Source organism: Veillonella magna (assembly GCF_959600285.1).
Taxonomy (GTDB): domain Bacteria; phylum Bacillota; class Negativicutes; order Veillonellales; family Veillonellaceae; genus Veillonella_A; species Veillonella_A magna.
Genome location: NZ_CAUGKU010000006.1, coordinates 107002 through 127885, shown reverse-complemented (window position 1 = coordinate 127885; position 20884 = coordinate 107002). Strand labels below are relative to the sequence as shown.

Genomic DNA, 20884 nt, shown 5'->3' with positions numbered 1-20884 from the left:
AAACAGTGGGCGAGGCAGAGGCTACTTACCCACAATCATGCCCGAAGCCTCAAATTTTGTTTCAATTATATCACGTCGTCCCCCCATTGTACATTTATAACTAAATTTATGTCGAAGAGGAATGCCTATTTCATTTACAACAATCGTCATGTATGACAACTCATTATGGCACATCACAGATATATAGAGTAGATGAAATTAGCGTTCTCGGTATATAATAATAGCCGTTGTTATCCATCTGTTGGTATCCATCTGTTGGTATCCATCTATTGGTATCCATTTACCAGCATACTCCCATTGCCATCTCATCATCTATCTATTAGTATTTATCTATTACTACTTATTTATATATTATTTATATATTATTTATCTATTATATTATTTATATTATTGTGTCTATTATTATCTATCATCTCCCTATTGATATTGTAAGAAAGGGTGCCTCGTATGCCTATAGTGTCCACACCGTCTTTATATACTACTATCGAATGGCTCGCCCTCGGTGTTGCCATACTCATCATCGCCCTCATGGCACGGCGTATCTTCGGTTCCCGTCGCAAGGAAATTAACGCCAAGTGGTATACGCGAAATGGTGTATACCCGTTGACAAAGATGGAACGCGATTTTTATATATTGCTTCGTCACTATTTTGGTGACGATACCATCATCCTCTCTCAAGTTCCACTTATCTGCTTGGCTCAGCCGAAAGCCCGTCCCGACACGGAAGTATTTCGTCGTCTTAAATATAAAATCGATCGCATGCGATTGGACTTTGTTATCCTTCGCCCCACCGGCAGTGTGGAATGTATTATCGAACTCGATGGGGACTCACATCATACAAAAGCCCAACGCCGCCTTGACAAAGAGCGCGACCGATTTCTTACCGAGCTGGGCTATGATATTTTTCGCTATACACACAAAAACGGTACACCCCTCTCGAAAGAAAGAGTGTACCGCTTCTTAGATCAATATTTCGAATAATCTTATTTGTCTTTTAATTCATCGCTCATGTATTAATCGCTACCACACGTACTCGTGGTACATCTACCACATCTGCTTATAGCCAATCCGTCACCGCCATACAGATTAATTCGGTGGCGATTACTCTTACGACTAGCATCATTACAGGCAATAAAAAATCCCAAGGCACTTCCTTGGGATCATTTATTATTCAGCTACTTTGTTGATAACCTGAGTTCCTTTGTAATAGCCGCATGTAGGGCAAACCCGATGAGGCATCATAGGTTCGTGGCACTGCGGACAAGCTACATAGCCGGGAACAGTTAATTTCCAATTTGCACGACGACGGTCACGACGGCATTTGGACAATCTACGCTTTGGTACTGCCATTATCTGCACCTCCTTAACATAATCACTAGGATTAATTAATCATCATCTTTATCGAGCAGTGTGCGAAGCACCGCCAATCGAGGATCCACCACAAAGGATTCACAAGAACAAGGTGAAACATTTAAATTTGCTCCGCAATGAACGCACAATCCTTTGCAATCATCCTGACATAACACTTGAGAGGGTTCATTGATGATTAATGTTTCCCGAATGAGGTCCGTTACATCGATGGTTTCACCATCAAAGGGAATTATTTCCGCATCCTCCGCATTCTGCCATTCTTTCAAAACACCAAAGGTTTCTTTGAACGGAGTCACCTGCACATGTGTAAGCGGAGTCAAGCACCGCGTGCATTCGTACTCGCCTTCGGTACGAACGGTCCCTTCTACAATGTAATTCTGCCCATCATATCGAAACTCACCACTAATGGTTATATCATGACGGCTCCAAGGAAAAGCAGTTACGTCACCAAGCACGGTGGCCGGTTCCGTACATGTATAAGGAAACGGTTTTCCTATATGTTCTTTTGCTTGCTCTACTTGCAGTTTCATAATTCTACCTCGACTATACTATTATAGCTACCACACCGGTCTTTGTCAAATTCTATTTCGCCTAAGGCCAACGAGGCTATTAAGCTATGACACAGCGTAACACCAGTCACAGACATACTCCTATGTGTTAAAACGGCCCTCCCAAAGGAGAGCCGCTACTTATTACCAATTCGTTTATTACATTTTTTCGAACTGATCTTTGCCTACACCGCAAACCGGGCAAACATAATCGTCCGGCTGATCTTCGAATTTAACGCCTTCAACAGCTTCATCATAAATCCAGCCACAAACAACGCATACGTATTTATCCATCACTTGCGCCTCCTTTCGATCACAATATAGACACTTAATCTACATTCTTAGTCTATCACGGATATCGACATTTATCAATATCTTTTTCTTATTTTTTTCTTCATCATTCTTACCAGCCTCGACCGGCTCCGCCACCACCGCCGGAACCACCGCCAAAACCGCCACGGCCTCCGCCGAAGCCACCGCCTCCTCCGCCGCGACCTCTCGATAACAGAATGATTATCATCATTGTCATCTGTCCGCCGAAGAAAAGGATGTCCACCGCGAAGAATCCGATAACCAAGGCACCGACCAACAGCTTTTGCCACCACGGCCACGAGCTATCGTTGTCTTGATTAGCCGCTGCCTTTGTCGATTGACTCTTGGCATCGCCGGTTAAGGTGACATTGTATCCCTTTGCCGTCACTATCGCCATAGCCGTAAAGGTTTTCACTATACCCGTCTGCATCTGTCCTGCTTTAAAGTACGGCAATGCATAGGTATCGAGAAGTTGCCCTGCTTTGGCATCGTTAATAATGCCTTCTAGTCCGTATCCCACTTCGATGCGCACACGCTTATCTTCGGTGGAAACGAGGAGTAGCATACCATTGTTTTCCTTCTTTTGACCTATGCCCCAACCGCGCAGCACAGCCAGCGCATAATCATCCGGTGCTTCTCCGTCAAGACTCTTCACTGTCAGTACGGCCAGTTGAGCCGTTGTCTTTTCATCTACTTCGCGGGCCAACCTATTCATCTCTGCCTCCGCCTGCGGCGACAGGATACCTGCCGTATCTACCACATAGACACCGGGTTGTGGCTTTTGCGGAATGTCCACGGCCAACGCCGTTTGCATCACACCAAGCAGGACGACGAAGGCCAGTAGAATTCCACCTACATATCGTTTCCATTTCATAGGCTACCCTTAGAAGGATACCTTCGGAACCTGCTGTGCTTCCTTGGAGGCTTCGAAATAATCCTTAGCACTGAAACCAAACATACCGGCATACACACTGGTTGGGAAGGTACGCACTTTGGCGTTAAAGGCCTGCACGCTCTGGTTATAGTCGCGACGAGCTACGGCAATTCTGTTTTCCGTACCGGCCAATTCGTCCTGAAGGGCACGGAAGTTGGCATCCGCCTTCAGATTCGGATAGTTTTCCGCTACCATCAGCAAACGGCTGAGAGCACCGGTCATCTGATCATTGGCTTCCGATGCTTCTTTTACGGATTTAGCCCCACCCAAACGAGCACGCGCATCGGCTACGGCCTTGATGGCTTCTTGTTCATGAGATGCATAGCCCTTTACGGTGTTGACTAAATTAGGAATTAAATCGTTACGCCGTTGTAGCTGTGTTTCTACCTGTGACCATTGTCCGTTCACTTGTTCATCCATTTGAACCAATCCGTTATAGCCGCTGACCAGCCAAGCTATCAGGGCTATGATGACAACGACCACCCCAATCCATACTTTTTTCATACGTGTCAAACGCTCCTTTCGTTATCACAGTATCTCGCATCATTATCTTCGCAGGATACACTGTGTATCACATGCCGGGCTTATAACTTTTATTGTTCAGTCATTGCCCCTTGCAAATTACTTACTTACTGCATACTTGTATTATATCATATTTAAAAATTTTTCGTCATTTACCCCCTCCCTCTGTATTTTTCTACCATTTTACTATATAATAGGACTTGCGAGCAATAAAAGAAAATGATTCTTAAATTTACGGTATATATGTTACGTATAGGAGGTTTACATGAATACACGATTAACAGAATTGTTAGGCATTACATATCCTATCATCCAGGGTGCTATGGCATGGACTTCGGAGCACAAATTAGCGGCTGCCGTGGCTAACGCCGGTGCTACGGGTGTTATCGCTTCCGGCGGACGCGATGCTGATTGGGTACGCAATGAAATTCGTCAGGCAAAGGCGTTGACGGATAAGCCGTTCGGTGTTAACTTAATGCTCATGGCAAAAAATATTGATGAGCTTTTACAGGTGTTGGTAGAAGAAAAGCCTGCCTTTGTCACCTTGGGAGCCGGTAATCCGGTGCCTTACATCGAACCGTTACACGCAGCCGGTATTAAGGTGATTCCTGTTGTGCCCAGCGTAAAGTTAGCTAAACGCGTAGCCGGAGCCGGCGCAGATGCCATTATCATCGAAGGGCAGGAAGCAGGCGGTCACATCGGCACACAGACGACGATGGCTCTTATGGAAAACGTATTGCCCGAAGTAGATATTCCGGTAATCATCGCCGGCGGTATTGCTGACGGCCGTGCATTGGCCGCTGCCCTTACCATGGGTGCCGAAGGGGTACAGATGGGTTCTCGCTTTATCTTAGCCGAAGAGTGCCAGATGCATCCGAATTGTAAAGAAGCCATTATCGCCGCTACCGATACGGATTCTGCCGTAACCGGTCTTACCAGCGGTCACGGCGGCGTTCGTTCTTTGAAAAACGAATTCACCGCTAAATATTTGGCTGCCGAATTCAGCTGCACGCCGAAGGAAGAATTGACGGCTATGTCCGTAGGCACGAACCGTCTGGCTGCGGTTGACGGCGATATTGTAAACGGTGCCGTTCAGTGCGGTCAAAGCTTAAACCGTCTTACTAAAATCGAACCGGCCAAGGCCATTGTGGAATCCGTTGTTGCCGAAGCCAAGGAAGCCATCAAACGCGCCCAGCGTTTTATTTAAGAAGGAGATGTTATTATGTTACCGTTCAAAGGTAAATATCCTAAGCTGGATCCTAAAAGTTGTGTTATGCCCGGTGCAGAGCTCGCCGGCGATGTAGAGTTAAAGGAATACGCCTCCGTTTGGCAAAATTGTGCCATGCGCGGCGACGTAAATAAAATCGTAATCGGTCGCTATACCAATGTGCAGGACAATTCCGTTCTCCATGTTGATGATGACAAAGCTTGCATTCTCGGCGATTATGTTACCATCGGTCACAATGCGATTGTTCATGCATCTACCTTAGAGGATCATGTATTAGTCGGCATGGGTGCCATCATTCTCAGCGGCTGCCATATCGGTAGAGGTTCCATCATTGCTGCCGGTGCCGTTGTGTTGGAAGGAACTACCATTCCTCCCTACTCTCTCGTAGTCGGCTTACCGGGTAAAGTCATTCGCACCGATGAAAGTCAGTTGGAACGCATTCACAACCAGGCTATTAAGTATAAAACATTATGGACAAAGGAATACGGTCTTCTCCCCGATGCCGGCGGCGAAGTGTACAACGGCGCTAAAATCGTATAATTCTATGACGATGCCAACAGCGTATACGTGTATGGCAGTGCTAACATTATATACATGTACGGCAGTACAAACATCGTATAAGAGTTAACATCATATAAAAGTAATTATATATTACGCCACTACAACAAAAGGGCTGTAACGAAATGAGATAATTCATTCGTTACAGCCCTTTTCATGCATTCCTTTTCTTGTTGTTATTCCATGGCAATGATAGGCGCACCGGCCAGGAGCGATGCCTTCACGTCCAGTATCCGCTGATTACTGCTGCCGCGAAATCGCAATGCCGGATCCCGCAGCGCATCCACATAACGACCATCGACGAGAATATCGCATTGCTCTAACAGCGCTTTCTTATTGGGGCAAGCCATAATCTCTTCAAAGGTATAGCCGGAGTAAGTCCATATATTTTTTTCCGGTGCTATCTTGCGCACCGCTTGTACCAGCGGCAGTAAGCCGTCTACATTCTGAAAGGGTTCTCCCCCGAGAAGTGTCAGCCCCGCCACGTTCGGATCCTGTACGTAACCCAGTACTTCCTTTGTTTCCTTCTCCGTCCAAGGTGTGCCGGCCGTAGGATCCTGATATTCTTCATTAAAACAGTTAAAACATTTATGTGTACAGCCGGTGACAAATACTGTCGTACGAATACCATCGCCGTTGGCTATATCATATTTTCGAATTTGCCCGTAATTCATACCATCGCATCCTTTTATATTTCGTTTGCGTTTTTTATATTTTATTCACATTTATATTTTATTCATAGTTTCCTATTTTATTTGCATCGTTTCTATTGAGTTTACCTTCTTATATGTGTAGCACGCGATCCTTGATTTCCTTCGTACGCCCTTCATTCCAGAAATTTTCTCCCAGATACCCGCAGGTACGACGAATTACCGTCAGCTTGTCACGATCGGTATTATGGCAACGCGGGCATTCCCACTGATTGTCATCGTTAACTTTGATTTCACCGTCAAAGCCGCACACATGACAGTAATCGGATTTCGTATTAAATTCTGCGTAAGAAATATTGTCGTAAATGTAGCGAATCATGGTTAACACGGCGGGAATGTTATTTGTCATATTCGGAATTTCCGCATAGGAAATACAACCGCCGGTAGATTTCTTCTGGAATTCCGCTTCGTACTTGAATTTATCGAAGACGTTGATTTCTTCCCGTACGTTAACATGATAGCTGTTCGTGTAATACCCTTTGTCCGTAATATCCGGAATTTCTCCGAAGCGGGCTCGATCAATAGAAGAGAAGCGATTGGTCAGACTTTCTGCCGGTGTACCGTAAAGAGCAAAGCCCATATTGTGCTTAGCGCGCCATTCTTTAATCGCCGCGTTCAAGCGATCCATAATTTTCATGGCAAAGCGACGACCGTCCGGTTCCGTGTTGGACTGCCCCGTGATAAGGCGTGTTGCTTCGTAAATCCCGATATACCCCATAGAAATCGTAGCATAGCCGCCCTTTAGGAATTTGGCAATGGACTCGCCCTTTTTAAGACGAGCAATAGCCCCGTACTGCCAGTGAATCGGCGATACATCGCTGGTTACGTTTTTCAATAGTTCGTAACGAAGCAGCAATGCCTTTTCTACCAGCTTCAAGCGCTTGTCCAAAATTTCAAAAAATTTATCTTCATCACCGCGTGCCAAGATACCAATTTGCGGCAAGTTAATGCTGACTACGCCCATGTTAAAGCGACCGTCAAAGACGTACTCGCCCTTTTCATTTTTCCACGGCGACAGGAAGGAACGGCATCCCATAGGACTGAATACATTGCCTTCGTAAATTTCTTTCATCTTCTTCGCCGAAATATAATCCGGGTACATCCGTTTCGCCGTACACTTAGCCGCGAGTTCCGTCAAATAGTAGTACGGGCTGTCCGGATAGATATTGTGTTCGTCCAATACGTAAATCAATTTCGGGAACGCCGGTGTAATATATACATTCGCTTCATTCTTCACGCCTTGAATACGTTGTTTCAAAATTTCTTCATCGATTAAAGCAGCTTCCTTCGCATATTCGCTGTTCGGATCAAAATGCATAAACAATGTAACAAACGGTGCTTGCCCGTTGGTTGTCATCAATGTATTAATTTGGTACTGAATGGTTTGGATACCATCCTTTACTTCCTTGCGCGTACGCTTCCAGGCGATTTCGCGCGCCTTTTCCATATTCGGTTCCATCCCATAAATCTCTACTTGTTCTTCAATGACATTGTTGAGAATCTTTTCATAGGATTTACGCACGAACGGTGCCAAAATGCGATCGATGCCATTAATGCTTTGACCGCCGTACTGACCGGATGCCACCTGCGCAATAATCTGCGTCGTTACGGTACAAGCTACTTGGAAGGACTTCGGCGTATCAATGCGTTTGCCGTTGATAACGGTTCCGTTCGTAAGCATGTCCTTCAAATTGATTAAGCAACAGTTAAACATCGGCTGAATAATATAGTCCATATCGTGGAAATGGATAGCACCGCTGTCATGCGCTTGTACAATATCAGCGGGAATCAATTTACGGCGTGCAATATCCTTGCTGACTTCACCGGCAATCAAATCGCGCTGCGTGGAAACGATGGCCGCATCCTTATTGGAGTTTTCGTCCAACACCGCTACGTTACTGCGATCCAATAAGCCAAACACATCTTTGTCCGTCGTATTCTCGCGACGTTTAAAGGCCTGTACTGCCTTGTAGTTTTCATAGGCTCTTGCCGTTGCCGGATTATTATATTCTACCAATTTGTAATACACTTGATCTTCGATGGCATAAATAGTCATGTCCTTATGCAGCTTGGATGCATAGCCTTCGATTTCATTGGCAATACGATCCGCCAAGCCTTCTTCATATAAACCGGTACTGCTGTTCATTGCTTTTTCGATGGCGATTACAATTTTTGATTTATCAAAAGGCACCTTGTGTCCGTCTCGTTTAATAACCTGTAACATAGCTTCCTCCAAATACCAAATCTACCTCATCTTTACACTATATATTGTGTTACCCCTTTGTTCAACACAATATATAATACCATATCATCTATTGATTAGACCATACATACATATAGGGGATTGACATTTTATCGCATGCCAATCCCCGTGTATTTCCTATTTTATTTTACAGTTACCAAACATAGCCTACTATATATTGTGATTAAATTCGCGTACCAAGCAATATAATTACTTCAAAATTACACGTTTCGTGTAATTTAATTACCTCGCTTATGAATTTATTTTCTATTCATCAAAACAAATGATAGGGTTCATACCGGCCATGGTTATGTCTCCAATAACCTTAAGAGCTGTCGCTTATCTATTTTCGATCCCGCCGTAAGCGGTATTTCCTCTACACCTATGATGCGATGCGGCATTTCTTGCACAGATAACACCTTCGTCATAGCTTTTTTTATCATCGTTTCCGTATATCCCGGTTCGCATTGAATGAAGGCTACCGGTTCTTCACCGCGCAACGCATCCGGTTGTCCTATAACAACTGCCTCTGCCACACCATCCAGTTCCTGAATCTTTTTTTCCAACGGCGGCACAGATAGTTTATAACCGCCTCGGTTAATAACGGCACCGCCTCGCCCTTCGAACATAAGTCGTCCCGACGAACTGAACCATCCCTTATCACCGACGGAGAACGGACAAGCTACGCCTTCAATCGTATATGGGGAGGTAACGTAAATCATGTGATCCTCATCAACCGTAACCGTCACTCCCGGGAAAGGCCTGCCCACCGTATTCGGCTCCAGCAGCCACTCCTCGGCGGTGCAGTACGTAACATAATTCAGTTCGCTGGCACCGTAATAAAGAATAAACCACGCCTGCGGCCAAGTCCTTTGCAAGTGATGCATCAGCTTTGTATCCAACATTTGCGAACCGGCAAAGATCATCCGCAAGGAAGACAATGTCGGTGCTGTCCCTTGTTTTACTGCTGCCGATGCTATCCTTTGTTTTGCTGCTGCCGGTGCTGTCCTTTGTTTTACTTCATCAGTGCTATCTATCTCAGCAGGGCTATCTACTTCTGCAGTGCTATCTGCTTCAGCAGTGTCCATCGTATTCTTCTTGCCTATAGGTATTACCTCCATAAGCAAACGTAATTTGGTAGGCAATAAGTAGATGTGCGTAATTGCATACCGCGCCATCACTTTCAGCCACGACCGCGGACGCAAATAGGCAGAGGTTACCACCGTACCGCCGGCATACCATACGGCCAACAAAGCATTTAAGTTACCGGTAAAGCTCATACTGCCATGTAAAAACAAACGTGTATCCTTAGTTACTTCAAATATTTCATTTTGTACGGGAAAGAAATCGGCCCACGAAGCGGTACGTCGCCACAAGATTTTCGGTACCCCCGTTGATCCTGACGAAAGCACGCCGAAGTCAGCCCTGTCGCAACAAGCGCTAGGTTCTTTCAATCGTTCCTCCAGTGCCTTTCGAACGATATCATCACTGTCCGGATGACCGATGATAGGCTGTAGACCTGCTCCTATGGCAGCTACCCACGCCGTCAACTGGTCGTACACGGAATTTCGGTATATGACTGGCGGCTGTGTTTGCGCATACGTTTCCAACTTTTCTTTTTCCGCCTGCACATCTCGCATAAACACATCATAAGTATATACCGCATCATCGATACACAAACAAGGTTTGTTCGGCTCCGCCTTTTGCCATGCAAGCATCATCGCATATAACGAGGTCACTCTATTCCGCCCCGGGGAATACGTCATCTCACTTTGTCCGGTCCGATTATAATCATCCATATTAATTTCCTCACTTTGTTATCATCCGTTCGATAAGCATTGCCGTCCCTACACCGCCGGCACCGGCAATGGCTGCCAATCCGTAACGTCCGCCGCAGCATTCCAACGATGCCATGAGATGAAGTACAATAATCGCTCCCGATGCACCGTACGGATGCCCGTACGCCAGCGCTCCGCCGCAACGGTTATAGCGTTCCGTATATGCCTCGTACCGTCGACCGAACAATACATCAATCACTGCAAAGGCTTCGTTCCATTCCACTGCATCTATCGCCGCCATGGTCAGTCCCATTTGCGTCAACAATTGTTTCGTTGCTTCCATAGCACCTTCCGGACTGTACAAAGGATTGCCTGCCCATGCTGTAACCGCTGCTATCCGATATCTTGAGGGCTGTGTCCCCAGTAAAAGAAAGGCCGCTCCATCATGCGTAAGGCAAGCATTCCCCGCCGTAGTCAGCGTATTCGGTCCCAAAAGAGACGGCATTCGTTGTAACAAACGCTCCGACATACGCGGCCGAATGCATTCATCCACCGGCGCATGTGTTAGTATCGGCTGCGGTATACCGTAGGATTCACTTACGAGCGCTATGCGCCGTTCCATGTCTTCGCCGTCAAGTTTGTATGATTGTAGATAGCCTTCTTTCTCGGCCAGCACGGCACGCTGATGACTGCGCAATATCCACGGCGTCAATTCATCAGCCCTTACCTGATATTTCTGCATAGTACGCTCCGCCCCTTTGAGCATCGCCAGCTCATCTCGCTCGTGCGGCGAAAACTGTGCCACGCGGTACGATCCTTCCCGATAATCATCGTCCCCATAGGTGCGCAGCGGTTGTAGCGAACTACTTTCAGTCCCACCGGCCAAAACGGTATCGTACAACCCGGCTCGTATACCGCTGTACGCCCATTCCAAGGCACCGCCGGCCGAAGCGCATTGCATATCCACCGTTACTGCCGGTACTGTTTCCGGCAATGATGAAAGCAATGCAGTAAGACGCCCTATATTTCCTCCGCCGGCTACGGCATTGCCGCAATAAACACGATCCACCGTCGTATAACCGGTGCGCTCCAGCAATGCATCAATCACTGCCGCGCCCAATACTTCCGGCGGTGTCGTTTTATATTGTCCTCTATATACACCAATGGGCGACCTAAGGCCGCCCATGATATATACGTCGCGACAAGAAGTCTCGTTACCGTTACTCACAACTCTTCCTCCTCTTGCGATGTATTACATTCTGTTTATAATCTAATTTTTGTGGCTAACCACGAAGCCACCAAGCATTTAAAAACATCCCCGGGAATAAAAGGCAATGCATAACCGGCCAAAGCCGCATTAAATCCGATGTCTGTTACAATCATACCGCCGGCAATACCAAACGCGTAGGTAATGGGAATCGTAATGATGCAGGCACGCCATGCATAACTCCAAAAGGATACAGTCTTGCCTTTGCAAATACTCAACAATGTATACGCTACCGGCCAGCCCCAGATAAAACCACCGGTCGGTCCGAACAGCTTGCCCAGCCCGCCTGTACCGCCTACATATACCGGTAAGCCTACTGCGCCCAGTAACACATAGACACAAAGTACAATGAAAGCTTCCTTCGGCGGCAGCATAAAGGCTACCAAGCACATAACCAATGTTAACGCCGTAACCATCGCCGGTGTAAAGGGCAAGGGAAAGGAAATATACGCTGAAATACACATTAACGCTACCAAAAGCGCCATCTTTGTCAATTTACGAACATCACTCATCTAACTCTACTTCCTTCTTCATTTATTTTTAATTGCTACGTCAAGAACCGTATGCTATGCCGATACAGTAACCACCTCAAACAGCCGCAGTCCATCTGCAGTAATCACCGTATAGTCTGTGGGTCCCTCACTTCGGAGAAACAATGGAGTATCCGCATACACGGGATTGCGAAAACGGATACGAATTTCCTTGATGACATTCTCTGTTGTTGGCATTTCTGTGTGACTGCCAACAAGCTCACCACTAACTGCCTCACTGTCAACTGTCGTACTCTCCGAGAGCAATCCTTTTTCATTGTTCCTTTGTATCACCGATGGCCAGTCTTCGTAAAAAGCAGCCAGCAATAAGCACCCCGGCACAATACAGCAGTCGTCTCGGTGAATGGGATTGGCGTCGCCTACCGCTTCGGTAAACGCATGTACCACCGTTGGCGAAAAGGAACGCCAGCGTATCAACTGCTCGGTATCGCCTACGCTTGTCACATCGGCAGTACTCGTCGGAAGAATCGTGCGGGAAGAATCATAGGGCACTAAGACAGCCTCCAAGCTTCCCTCATCATCGACAGCAAAGAAACGGTAGCGATTTCCACGACAACGCACCTTCGTTTCCGGACTTTTGTCATAGACTCCGGCACGAGATGGATTGTGTTGCCGCCATGCCAAAGAAGCAATAACAACGTCCTTCGGTATATCCGCTGCCGTCATAGCACGAAACAATGTATACACCGCTGTCCCTCCTCAATTTTGATTTCTACGTATCGATTATAGAAGATATATATATGTTAGTCAACTAGGTAATATGACAAAGTTAACAAAGATGTGGTCATTCATATATGCTCTCTTCATATATGCTCTCTTTACACAACACATCACTGTGTTATCCAATTCTTTCAATTATTGCTACATTACTTTCAATAAAAAAAGCAGAGTCACCACAATAATGCAAACGCAACCTTCTTCATAAAATGCTAGTATATAACAAAACAAGCCACTACTTACATAGTGGCTTGTTTTGCTGAGAGGATAGCGAGGGGGAAAAAAATTGAGGTAATTGAAAAATTTAATATTAAATGCTACCTCTCACAGTATAATGGAATGTATTTGGCCGATATTTCTCCATGATTAACACATTTCGCAAAACCGACCAAGCATGTGGTGGAGACGAGGGGAATCGAACCCCTGTCCAAAAACGGTGCCCCAAGGACTTCTCCGAGCGCAGTCGCTGTTTTAAATCTCAGACAGCTATTGTACAACGACAAACTACACTGTCCCAGCTCAAGGAATCTTATTTAACTTATTTGAGCAAGTAAGTTAAACCAGCCCGTAGTTTGACGCCTTATCCCCTCTCACGGGCGAAGAGAGGTAAGACGTAGCTTATGCAGCTAATGCAAAGTTTTCTTTTGCGTTTAATTTAAAGGTTCCACCGTTTAACGGCCTAATGGAACGCCGGCTCGCTATCCATGATACACGCATCCCTGTCGAAACCATTACGTCCCCGCGAGTACGCACATATCATGTGCAAACTTTATTATACGCAATACCTCATTAGCTTGTCAATTATTTTAATTAATAGCGATCTTGTTCTTTCATGCGCCGCTGAATATCACGCTTCGCATCTCGTTCCGCCATATCCTGTCGCTTATCATAATTCTTTTTCCCTGTCACAAGACCTACGGTAACTTTAATCAGGCCATGACTATAGTGAAAATTCAACGGCACTAAAGAGAAGCCCTTCTCTTTGACCTGCCCCAACAATTTATGAATTTCCGCCTTATGCATTAACAGCTTACGCGTCCGTTCCGGTTCATGATTGAATTGATTGCCCTGTTCGTAATGGCTAATGTGTGCCTGATAGAGAAAGAGCTCTCCATTTTCAATACCGCAAAAGCTGTCCTTCAAATTGAGTCGACCTTGGCGAATCGATTTTACCTCTGTCCCGGTTAGGGCAATGCCGGCTTCATAGGTTTCATGAATATGATAATCATGGCGTGCCTTGCGATTATCCGCAATTAAGCTGGTACTGTCCTTCTTTGTCTTTGCCAATGGTATCCCTCCTGTTTCAATTCTTTTCTATATTTTTATTCCTTTTTCATGCATTCAATTCTTTTTATGCTTTCAACTATTTTCTATGTTTTCCTTTACTGCGATTGCGCTTACGCGATGCATGGGCCTTTTTCTTTTTTCCTTTCCCGCTGCCGGATTTACCGTTGCGACTCTTCTTAGCTTTGCTCCTACCCCCGGCAGATGATCTGGCATCACCTTTCTTACGACCGGCCTGACTGTCGCGCTTCATACTTTTATCCAGCCAACGTCGTTGCAAGGCGGCTAAGTTTTCTACTTCGCCGAGGACAAAATCAATTTGGCGTCGTTCCGTGTCTGCCTTAATCAGCGTAACCGTTACTTCCTGTCCCAGGTGATATTGTTTGCCCGTGCGACGTCCTACCAATAGGAAATGATCTTCATCAAAGAAGTAGTGGTCATCTTCCATCATGGATACGTGTACCAATCCGTCAATGCCATTCTCCAATTCGACGAACATCCCAAATCCGGTAATGGAATTAATCCGTCCTGTAAATACCTCACCGACATAGCGTTCCATATATTGTACTTTTTTCAAATCATCCGTATCGCGTTCGGCTTCCACCGCTACCTGTTCCTGCATGGAGCAGTGTTCGGCTGCTTCTGCCAAATACGCTATATCGTCATCGCGCTTGCTGTAGCCGTCATGCCAATGCATCGTTTTTTTCAGCAAACGGTGCACCATCAAATCAGGGTAACGGCGAATCGGCGATGTAAAATGCGTATAACATTCCGATGCCAAACCGAAATGTCCCGCATTGTTGGCAGAGTAACGCGCCTGCTGCATGGAGCGAAGTGTCATGACCTGGGCGACCTGCTCAATATCTTCACCGCTGACGCTTTCCAAAAATTTCTGTACATCCTTAGGCGTCACATCCTCGGTAAAGCGTTCGTTACGTCCCAAATACTGCAGTACGTTTTGCAGCGCTGCCAGTTTTTCCGCATTCGGCGTTTCGTGAATACGATACACCGAGGCCGGTGCATGATCGCGCAGATAACAAGCTACCGTTTCGTTGGCAATCAGCATACATTCTTCGATGATTTTTTCCGCAATCGTCCGTTCCCGTTTAACGATGCGCAGTGGCGTACCGTCACCGTCGAGGATAATTTTAAATTCCGGGAACTCAAAATTGATAGCACCGCGCCGATGACGCATGGCCATCAATGTTTCGGCCACGTTCCGCAGCTCTTTTACCATCGGCATCAGCGGGACTAAGGTGTCCGGAATAATGTCTTCTTCCAAGGCTTGGTAAATTTCGCGATAGCTACAGCGTCGGTCAACCCGAATAACCGAAGGACTGATAGTTGATTCCACCACAGTACCATCGTCATCGATTTCCATAATGCAACTCATGGCATAACGGTCTTCACCGGCATTTAAACTACAAATTCCGTTGGATAAAATCGTCGGTAACATCGGTACTACACGGTCAACCAGGTACACACTGGTGCCACGGCTGTACGCTTCGCGATCGATCGCCGTATTCGCCACCACATAGTTGCTTACATCCGCAATGTGAACACCCAGCTGCCAATGTCCGTTAGGCAAGCGCTTAACACTGACCGCATCATCCAAGTCTTTCGCATCTTCGCCGTCAATGGTAACCATCGGTTCGTTCCGTAAATCCAATCGACCCTTTTCGGGCAGAACGGTCATGCTGATAGACTCCGTTTCCTTCAGTACATCTTCGGGGAAAGCAAAGGGGATCTTATGCTGTGCCATAATGCAATTAATGTCAAGACCCTTGTCACCTTCATAGCCGAGTACGGCAGTAATACGTCCTTCCGGCAATTCATTGCCTTCCGGCCATTTAATAATTTCCACCGCCACTTTAGCACCGCTACGTGCATCCAGCGCATGATCCAGGCTGATATAAATATCCTCGGTAATCCGTTCATCGTCAGGTTTCACAAAGCCAAATTTTTTCTGGCGATCGTAAGTACCAACAATAATCGTATTGGCTCGTTCGATAATCGCTACGATTTCACCTTCTCGGCGTCGTCCCTTCTCGGCTCCGATAATCCGCACTCGCACCTTGTCGTTCTGCATAGCTCCGTGACGATGTTCTTCGGAAATATGAATATCCTCTTCCAAATTGGGACCTACCACAAAGCCAAAGCTCTTGCGATAGCTTTTATAAATTCCTTCTGCCATCATTCCTTTGGCCACTGCCGGCGCATACCTATAATACTCTCCGTCCTTTGTCATCAATAGCCCGTCCCGCTTTGCTTCATCCACGGCATCCATAAAGGCCGCTACCTCATCGGCGCTTTTCATGCCCAGCATATACGCTGCATCCTCCACATGATAGGCTTCCGGTGCAATGTCTTTATAAAAAGTGAGCAACTGCTCTTTTATTTCTTGTCTGTCTATTGCCTCTCGCATATACTGTCGTCTCGCTTTCTATAAAAAAAGACCTGCATACGCAGGCCCTCCTATTAATATTGGTTTAATAAGAACCCTAATACAAGGCTCAACACGGCAAAAATAACCGCCAACACGATAGTGCATTTGGATAAAAATCCGTCAATGCCGCGTGCTTTACCGCCAAACACGGAATCAGCCGCGCCCGATACAGCACCGCCCATGCCTGCACTCTTGCTTGACTGCATCACCACTACCACAATTAATAATACAGAAACGATTACCTCTGCAAACATCAAAAAGCTTTTCACTTCGTTCATCCTTCCTTACCGGCTGCCGCGCCTTTATTTTTATGGTGAATTCCCCAATGTTGCTCCAACTTGCGTTTGGCCCGTTGCAGAGCATTGTCGATAGACTTGACACTGCGTCCTACCTCTTCACCGATTTCCTGATAACTTTTCCCATCTAAATAGGCCGTCATTACCCGAGCTTCGAATTTACTGAGGATGATACCAATGGAATTTTCCATAGCTACCAAGTCCTCGTGGTTTATCATTTCCTCTTCCGGACTGGCTACTTGTCCTTCAGAAATGACATCCTCCAATTTACGTTCCGACTCATCCGTGTAAATCGGGGTATTGAGAGATACATATGAATTCAGAGGAATGTGCTTTTGCCGCGTCGCTGTTTTTATTGCTGTAATAATTTGTCGTACAATACACAATTCGGCAAATGCCCTAAACGATGCGGTGCGATCGGCTTTAAAATCACGCATGGCCTTATAAAGACCAATCATCCCTTCCTGAATTAAATCTTCTCTGTCCGCACCGACAATAAAATATGTCCGTGCTCGAGCTCGTACAAAATTCTTATACTTCTCTACAAGAAAATCTATAGCAATTTCATCTTTAGTTGCCTGTATATATCTGACAATGTCCTCATCCTTCAAGCCCTCAAAGCGGTCATAACCTTCATAATGCTGTCTTATCACGCTCATTTATGGCCCTCCGTTACATACAAGAACGATGTATCAATACATCCTCCATTATACGTTAACCCTTGCCGTAACGCAAGGGTTCATTCGTATTTACTTACTATTCCTTGTTCTCTCGTTTCTTGCCGTTAAGGCGCATTGTTTCCCAACCTTCGGCTGCCTTTGTCCCCTCGATAAGACGACCGAATTCATTGCGTTCCAACCGAACGCTGTCACCGGTATGCGTATGTCTGTAATGACGTCGTTCATCCAACTTGGCCCGTTCTACTTGCCGCAATAGTTCCCGCGCGGAAATACGAAGGCCCCCGGAACCGAGAATCTGGTTTTGTTCCGCGTGATCCGATGTGCACACATAAATATTGCGGAAGCTGTTTTTACGGATAAATACTGCTTTTTCAATATATGAATCCGCCGTCACGCCTTCCGCCGTATACACTTCCAAAAAGTCCGGCGACACTTCCTCCTCCGCCGGTGCCATTCCCGCATACTTACCGTCAAATACCAAAATAACGTAATAGCCCTTGAACATACCATAGTTCTGCAGTATATGTCGTAAACGACTGCGCGCATGCGATAATGATTGCTTACTCAATCGTTTGAGTTCGGGCCATGCAAAAATTACATTATATCCGTCAACCAGCAATATGTCTGCCTTCATAGTATCAAGCCTGCCTTTGTCGCTGTGCCTCATACATGAGCAATGCCGCTGCTACCGAAGCGTTCAAGGAATTAAGGCGTCCTGCCATAGGAATCGTCACTAAGAAATCACAGCTTTCTTTGGTTAAACGACTAAGGCCTTTGCCCTCGTTCCCCACCACCAACACAGTAGGTACTGTCATGTCTGCCTCGTACATCGTTCTGTCGCCTTCCATATGAGCGCCCATTACCCAAAATCCCTGCTTCTGTAACTCCTTAATGGTTTGTGCCACATTGCCCACTTGCACTAAAGGAATAAACTCTACCGCCCCGGCCGATGTCTTCGCCACCGTTGCGTTAATCGGTGCATTGTGACGTTTCGGTATGAGAACAGCCGTAGCGCCTACACATTCTGCGGTGCGAATAATTGCCCCCATATTGTGCGGATCCTCTATACCGTCCGTCAGAATAAGCAGCGGCGTTCCCTTTGCTTGTGCCAGTACATCATCCAACGAAGCAAAATGTACGGTGGCAACCATGGCCGCCACGCCTTGATGCACATTGCCGTGAGCACAAGCCTGTAGCTGTGATTCCGGTACGCGACGTACTTCAATGCCCTTATCCTTTGCCAAGGCAATAATTTCTTTCAGTGAGCCTTGCCCTTTCTCGGTAGTCACCAACAGGCGTTGAATGGGTCGTCCCGACCGCAATGCCTCGCGAACAGCATTGCGTCCTACAATATATTCTTCCATGGTCGTCCTTTCTTATCAGTTCAGCACTCTTCGGATAGTTAAAAGTGTAAATTCTCCAGCGTAACCGAAAATGCTTTTTCCATCAGGCTCTGCAATCGATCCCGGCGCCCTTCATAATATAAATAACCGAGTACGGCTTCAAATGCCGTACTGGCTCGGTATTCCTGTACGGTAGCACTCTTCGGCACGTTCACATGACCGTTGCGTGCCCGTCTGGCCACCTCATGTTCTTCTTCCGTAAACAAGGTTTCCAATACCGGTAACGCCTTTGCCTGTGATTTGGCACAGATAAATTCCGTCACTATCGTGTGAAGTACCTGCACTTTGGCAATGCCCGTAGCAATCACACGTTCACGTACATATAGAGAATACAGCGCATCCCCCATATAGGCAAGCATGAGGGAATCCTCTGCCGCCTCAACGGTGCGCGTTCCCTCATGCGTTTCTTGTTCTTTCAATATAGCAACAGCTCTGTCTCGTAAAAACTGATATTGTTTAAATTTCACGTTTCTTCCACCGTGCTCCCTGCGGAGAATCTTCGATAATAATACCCAATTCATTCAATTCGTCACGAATTGCGTCCGCTACGTCCCATAATTTTTTATCGCGGCAATGCTGACGTACGCGCAGAATCACCTGCATAAGCGCATCATATTCTTTTCCGTCTGCCTTCGGACCTTCCCATGCTTGTTCCAAAATACCGAGAATATCCGTCATCATACGGAAAATACGTTTTACTTCCGCAATAGTTTCGCGGCATACCGTGCCGGATTGGTTCTGTACCGACTGGTAATAAATGTTGATTTCTTTTGCCAAGCCGAACATAGGTGCTCCGGCTAATGCGGTGTTGAAATCATCGGACATAGCTTCTTCAAATTCTTCTTCGTAAGCTTTTGCCTTCTTTAATAATTCTGCTGCTTCTTCATCACACGGGCCGTCTTCACAGCCTTCCAAATACAATAAGTTTTCGATAGCCGTCGTCATGCGTTCCAATGATTTATTGGCTTCTTCCAAGCGTTCGTCGCTGAAATCCAAAGGACTGCGATAATGCGTGCTCAAAAGGAAGTAGCGCAATGCATCCGGACTGTACTCTGCCAAGATATCTTTTACCAAGAAGAAGTTATTCAAGGATTTACTCATTTTTTCTTGGTTAATGGTAATAAATCCATTGTGCAACCAGTAGCGCACGGACGGATGATGACCGTTGCACCCTTCTGACTGGGCAATTTCATTTTCATGGTGCGGGAAGATCAAGTCACTGCCGCCACCGTGGAAATCAAATTCCTCACCCAAGTATTTATTACTCATGGCAGAGCATTCAATATGCCATCCCGGACGACCGTTGCCCCAAGGACTTTCCCAGTACGGTTCCCCCGGTTTAGCGCTTTTCCACAACGCAAAATCCATCGGGTTATGCTTGCGATCGTCTACATCAACGCGAGCACCGGCTTCCATATCATCCAACGTACGACCGGACAGTTCACCGTAATGCTCGAATTTTTCTACACTGTAATACACATCGCCGTCCAACTCGTATGCGTATCCTTTTTCCACCAAACGAGAAATCATGGCAATGATGTCATCAATGTGTTCCGACACGCGCGGATAGATATCGGCATGACGTACATTGAGGGCATCCATGACTTCAAAATACGAATCGATATAACGATTAGCAATGGTATCCCAGCTTACGCCTTCGCCATTGGAGGTGTTAATAATTTTATCATCTACATCCGTAAAGTTTTGCACATAGGTTACTTTGTAACCGATATGCGTTAAGTAACGGCGAATCACATCCCAAGTTACAAACGGGCGCGCATTACCGATATGGGGGTGATTGTAGGGAGTTACGCCACAGACGTAAATTTTAGCCTCCCCCTCTTTTACAGGCTTAAATACTTCTTTCTCCCTCGTCATTGTGTTGAATACTTTAACTTCTCTCATCGTCCCCGATGCCTCACTTCCGTAAAAATATAAAGGGCCACCATCTCATACAGAGACGGTGGCCCGCGGTTCCACTCTGTTAAGCGCTGTACACGCTCACTCAATACGCATAACGGGCGTCGCCGGGCTAGT

Annotated in this window: 22 protein-coding genes, 1 other RNA gene and 1 other annotated feature (1 of these 24 cut by a window edge); of the genes, 3 read left to right on the top strand and 20 right to left on the bottom strand. The window is 46.3% G+C overall.

Annotated elements, in window-relative coordinates; translation table 11 throughout:
• Window positions 1-447 precede the first annotated feature (447 nt).
• On the top strand, window positions 448-981 hold the full coding sequence (locus Q5873_RS05050; RefSeq protein ID WP_303059612.1) for a DUF2726 domain-containing protein: 534 nt from the start codon (window positions 448-450) through the stop codon (window positions 979-981).
• 186 nt (window positions 982-1167) lie between these two features.
• Here the strand turns inward: Q5873_RS05050 and rpmF are convergent, their stop codons facing one another.
• The 5 genes from rpmF to Q5873_RS05025 all read right to left on the bottom strand — a co-directional run bounded on the left by rpmF (window position 1168) and on the right by Q5873_RS05025 (window position 3669).
• A complete protein-coding gene (rpmF, locus tag Q5873_RS05045) occupies window positions 1168-1350 on the bottom strand; it encodes a 50S ribosomal protein L32 (RefSeq protein ID WP_028255689.1) in 183 nt (60 codons plus the stop codon).
• A 35-nt stretch (window positions 1351-1385) separates the two neighbouring features.
• Window positions 1386-1901: a YceD family protein gene (locus Q5873_RS05040; RefSeq protein WP_205087344.1), complete on the bottom strand. Its 516-nt coding sequence runs from the start codon at window positions 1899-1901 to the stop codon at window positions 1386-1388.
• 177 nt (window positions 1902-2078) lie between these two features.
• The gene (locus Q5873_RS05035; RefSeq protein ID WP_028255687.1) at window positions 2079-2213 is read right to left on the bottom strand and encodes a rubredoxin; all 135 of its coding nucleotides are present in this window, start codon (window positions 2211-2213) and stop codon (window positions 2079-2081) included.
• 109 nt (window positions 2214-2322) lie between these two features.
• The gene (locus Q5873_RS05030; protein ID WP_303059610.1) at window positions 2323-3105 is read right to left on the bottom strand and encodes a TPM domain-containing protein; all 783 of its coding nucleotides are present in this window, start codon (window positions 3103-3105) and stop codon (window positions 2323-2325) included.
• Window positions 3106-3114: 9 nt separating this feature from the next.
• Window positions 3115-3669 carry a LemA family protein gene (locus Q5873_RS05025; protein WP_028255685.1) on the bottom strand — a complete coding sequence of 185 codons (555 nt, stop codon included), beginning with the start codon at window positions 3667-3669 and terminating at the stop codon, window positions 3115-3117.
• Window positions 3670-3952: 283 nt separating this feature from the next.
• Here Q5873_RS05025 and Q5873_RS05020 point away from each other — a divergent pair, with 283 nt between their 5' ends.
• Both Q5873_RS05020 and Q5873_RS05015 read left to right on the top strand, forming a co-directional pair.
• Window positions 3953-4894, top strand: a complete 942-nt coding sequence (locus Q5873_RS05020) for a nitronate monooxygenase (protein WP_303059608.1) — start codon at window positions 3953-3955, stop codon at window positions 4892-4894.
• Between the two features lie 15 nt (window positions 4895-4909).
• Window positions 4910-5455, top strand: coding sequence for a gamma carbonic anhydrase family protein (locus tag Q5873_RS05015; protein WP_303059606.1), 546 nt, complete (start codon window positions 4910-4912; stop codon window positions 5453-5455).
• A 194-nt stretch (window positions 5456-5649) separates the two neighbouring features.
• On the opposite strand, the gene nrdG is transcribed toward Q5873_RS05015, so the two are convergent.
• The 15 genes from nrdG to cysS all read right to left on the bottom strand — a co-directional run bounded on the left by nrdG (window position 5650) and on the right by cysS (window position 20752).
• Window positions 5650-6147, bottom strand: a complete 498-nt coding sequence (gene nrdG, locus Q5873_RS05010; protein ID WP_303059605.1) for an anaerobic ribonucleoside-triphosphate reductase activating protein — start codon at window positions 6145-6147, stop codon at window positions 5650-5652.
• 109 nt (window positions 6148-6256) lie between these two features.
• A complete protein-coding gene (nrdD, locus tag Q5873_RS05005; RefSeq protein WP_288759323.1) occupies window positions 6257-8407 on the bottom strand; it encodes an anaerobic ribonucleoside-triphosphate reductase in 2151 nt (716 codons plus the stop codon).
• A 326-nt stretch (window positions 8408-8733) separates the two neighbouring features.
• Window positions 8734-10224, bottom strand: coding sequence for an AMP-binding protein (locus tag Q5873_RS05000; RefSeq protein ID WP_303059602.1), 1491 nt, complete (start codon window positions 10222-10224; stop codon window positions 8734-8736).
• 10 nt (window positions 10225-10234) lie between these two features.
• Complete coding sequence (locus tag Q5873_RS04995; RefSeq protein WP_303059601.1) at window positions 10235-11431, bottom strand: acetyl-CoA C-acyltransferase; 1197 nt, start codon at window positions 11429-11431, stop codon at window positions 10235-10237.
• Between the two features lie 35 nt (window positions 11432-11466).
• On the bottom strand, window positions 11467-11982 hold the full coding sequence (locus Q5873_RS04990; protein WP_303059599.1) for a biotin transporter BioY: 516 nt from the start codon (window positions 11980-11982) through the stop codon (window positions 11467-11469).
• A gap of 54 nt (window positions 11983-12036) precedes the next feature.
• Window positions 12037-12708: a hotdog family protein gene (locus Q5873_RS04985; RefSeq protein ID WP_303059597.1), complete on the bottom strand. Its 672-nt coding sequence runs from the start codon at window positions 12706-12708 to the stop codon at window positions 12037-12039.
• Window positions 12709-13135: 427 nt separating this feature from the next.
• Window positions 13136-13479, bottom strand: a transfer-messenger RNA (tmRNA) gene (gene ssrA / locus Q5873_RS04980).
• A 69-nt stretch (window positions 13480-13548) separates the two neighbouring features.
• Window positions 13549-14025 carry an SsrA-binding protein SmpB gene (gene smpB / locus Q5873_RS04975; protein WP_028255676.1) on the bottom strand — a complete coding sequence of 159 codons (477 nt, stop codon included), beginning with the start codon at window positions 14023-14025 and terminating at the stop codon, window positions 13549-13551.
• 76 nt (window positions 14026-14101) lie between these two features.
• Window positions 14102-16420, bottom strand: a complete 2319-nt coding sequence (gene rnr, locus Q5873_RS04970) for a ribonuclease R (protein WP_303059621.1) — start codon at window positions 16418-16420, stop codon at window positions 14102-14104.
• 80 nt (window positions 16421-16500) lie between these two features.
• Window positions 16501-16737 (bottom strand): preprotein translocase subunit SecG, encoded by a 237-nt coding sequence (gene secG, locus Q5873_RS04965; protein ID WP_028255674.1) that lies wholly within the window; start codon window positions 16735-16737, stop codon window positions 16501-16503.
• Window positions 16738-16742: 5 nt separating this feature from the next.
• Window positions 16743-17423: an RNA polymerase sporulation sigma factor SigH gene (sigH, locus tag Q5873_RS04960; RefSeq protein ID WP_028255673.1), complete on the bottom strand. Its 681-nt coding sequence runs from the start codon at window positions 17421-17423 to the stop codon at window positions 16743-16745.
• Window positions 17424-17520: 97 nt separating this feature from the next.
• Window positions 17521-18078 carry a YacP-like NYN domain-containing protein gene (locus tag Q5873_RS04955; RefSeq protein WP_028255672.1) on the bottom strand — a complete coding sequence of 186 codons (558 nt, stop codon included), beginning with the start codon at window positions 18076-18078 and terminating at the stop codon, window positions 17521-17523.
• A 4-nt stretch (window positions 18079-18082) separates the two neighbouring features.
• Window positions 18083-18808, bottom strand: a complete 726-nt coding sequence (gene rlmB, locus Q5873_RS04950) for a 23S rRNA (guanosine(2251)-2'-O)-methyltransferase RlmB (RefSeq protein WP_303059592.1) — start codon at window positions 18806-18808, stop codon at window positions 18083-18085.
• Between the two features lie 38 nt (window positions 18809-18846).
• Complete coding sequence (locus Q5873_RS04945; RefSeq protein ID WP_276627334.1) at window positions 18847-19314, bottom strand: Mini-ribonuclease 3; 468 nt, start codon at window positions 19312-19314, stop codon at window positions 18847-18849.
• Window positions 19304-20752, bottom strand: coding sequence for a cysteine--tRNA ligase (gene cysS / locus Q5873_RS04940; protein WP_028255669.1), 1449 nt, complete (start codon window positions 20750-20752; stop codon window positions 19304-19306). Before cysS ends, Q5873_RS04945 begins: the two co-directional genes overlap by 11 nt.
• Window positions 20753-20800: 48 nt before the next feature.
• Window positions 20801-20884 (bottom strand) — a binding site (T-box leader) (it continues 124 nt past the right edge of the window).

Bases quoted from the DNA above. Each gene is read 5' to 3' on its own strand.
- Q5873_RS05050 (WP_303059612.1), top strand. From the start codon at position 448: ATGCCTATAGTGTCCACACCGTCTTTATATACTACTATCGAATGGCTC.
- rpmF (WP_028255689.1), bottom strand. From the start codon at position 1,350: ATGGCAGTACCAAAGCGTAGATTGTCCAAATGCCGTCGTGACCGTCGT.
- Q5873_RS05040 (WP_205087344.1), bottom strand. From the start codon at position 1,901: ATGAAACTGCAAGTAGAGCAAGCAAAAGAACATATAGGAAAACCGTTT.
- Q5873_RS05035 (WP_028255687.1), bottom strand. From the start codon at position 2,213: ATGGATAAATACGTATGCGTTGTTTGTGGCTGGATTTATGATGAAGCT.
- Q5873_RS05030 (WP_303059610.1), bottom strand. From the start codon at position 3,105: ATGAAATGGAAACGATATGTAGGTGGAATTCTACTGGCCTTCGTCGTC.
- Q5873_RS05025 (WP_028255685.1), bottom strand. From the start codon at position 3,669: ATGAAAAAAGTATGGATTGGGGTGGTCGTTGTCATCATAGCCCTGATA.
- Q5873_RS05020 (WP_303059608.1), top strand. From the start codon at position 3,953: ATGAATACACGATTAACAGAATTGTTAGGCATTACATATCCTATCATC.
- Q5873_RS05015 (WP_303059606.1), top strand. From the start codon at position 4,910: ATGTTACCGTTCAAAGGTAAATATCCTAAGCTGGATCCTAAAAGTTGT.
- nrdG (WP_303059605.1), bottom strand. From the start codon at position 6,147: ATGAATTACGGGCAAATTCGAAAATATGATATAGCCAACGGCGATGGT.
- nrdD (WP_288759323.1), bottom strand. From the start codon at position 8,407: ATGTTACAGGTTATTAAACGAGACGGACACAAGGTGCCTTTTGATAAA.
- Q5873_RS05000 (WP_303059602.1), bottom strand. From the start codon at position 10,224: ATGGATGATTATAATCGGACCGGACAAAGTGAGATGACGTATTCCCCG.
- Q5873_RS04990 (WP_303059599.1), bottom strand. From the start codon at position 11,982: ATGAGTGATGTTCGTAAATTGACAAAGATGGCGCTTTTGGTAGCGTTA.
- sigH (WP_028255673.1), bottom strand. From the start codon at position 17,423: ATGAGCGTGATAAGACAGCATTATGAAGGTTATGACCGCTTTGAGGGC.
- Q5873_RS04955 (WP_028255672.1), bottom strand. From the start codon at position 18,078: ATGAAGGCAGACATATTGCTGGTTGACGGATATAATGTAATTTTTGCA.
- rlmB (WP_303059592.1), bottom strand. From the start codon at position 18,808: ATGGAAGAATATATTGTAGGACGCAATGCTGTTCGCGAGGCATTGCGG.
- cysS (WP_028255669.1), bottom strand. From the start codon at position 20,752: ATGAGAGAAGTTAAAGTATTCAACACAATGACGAGGGAGAAAGAAGTA.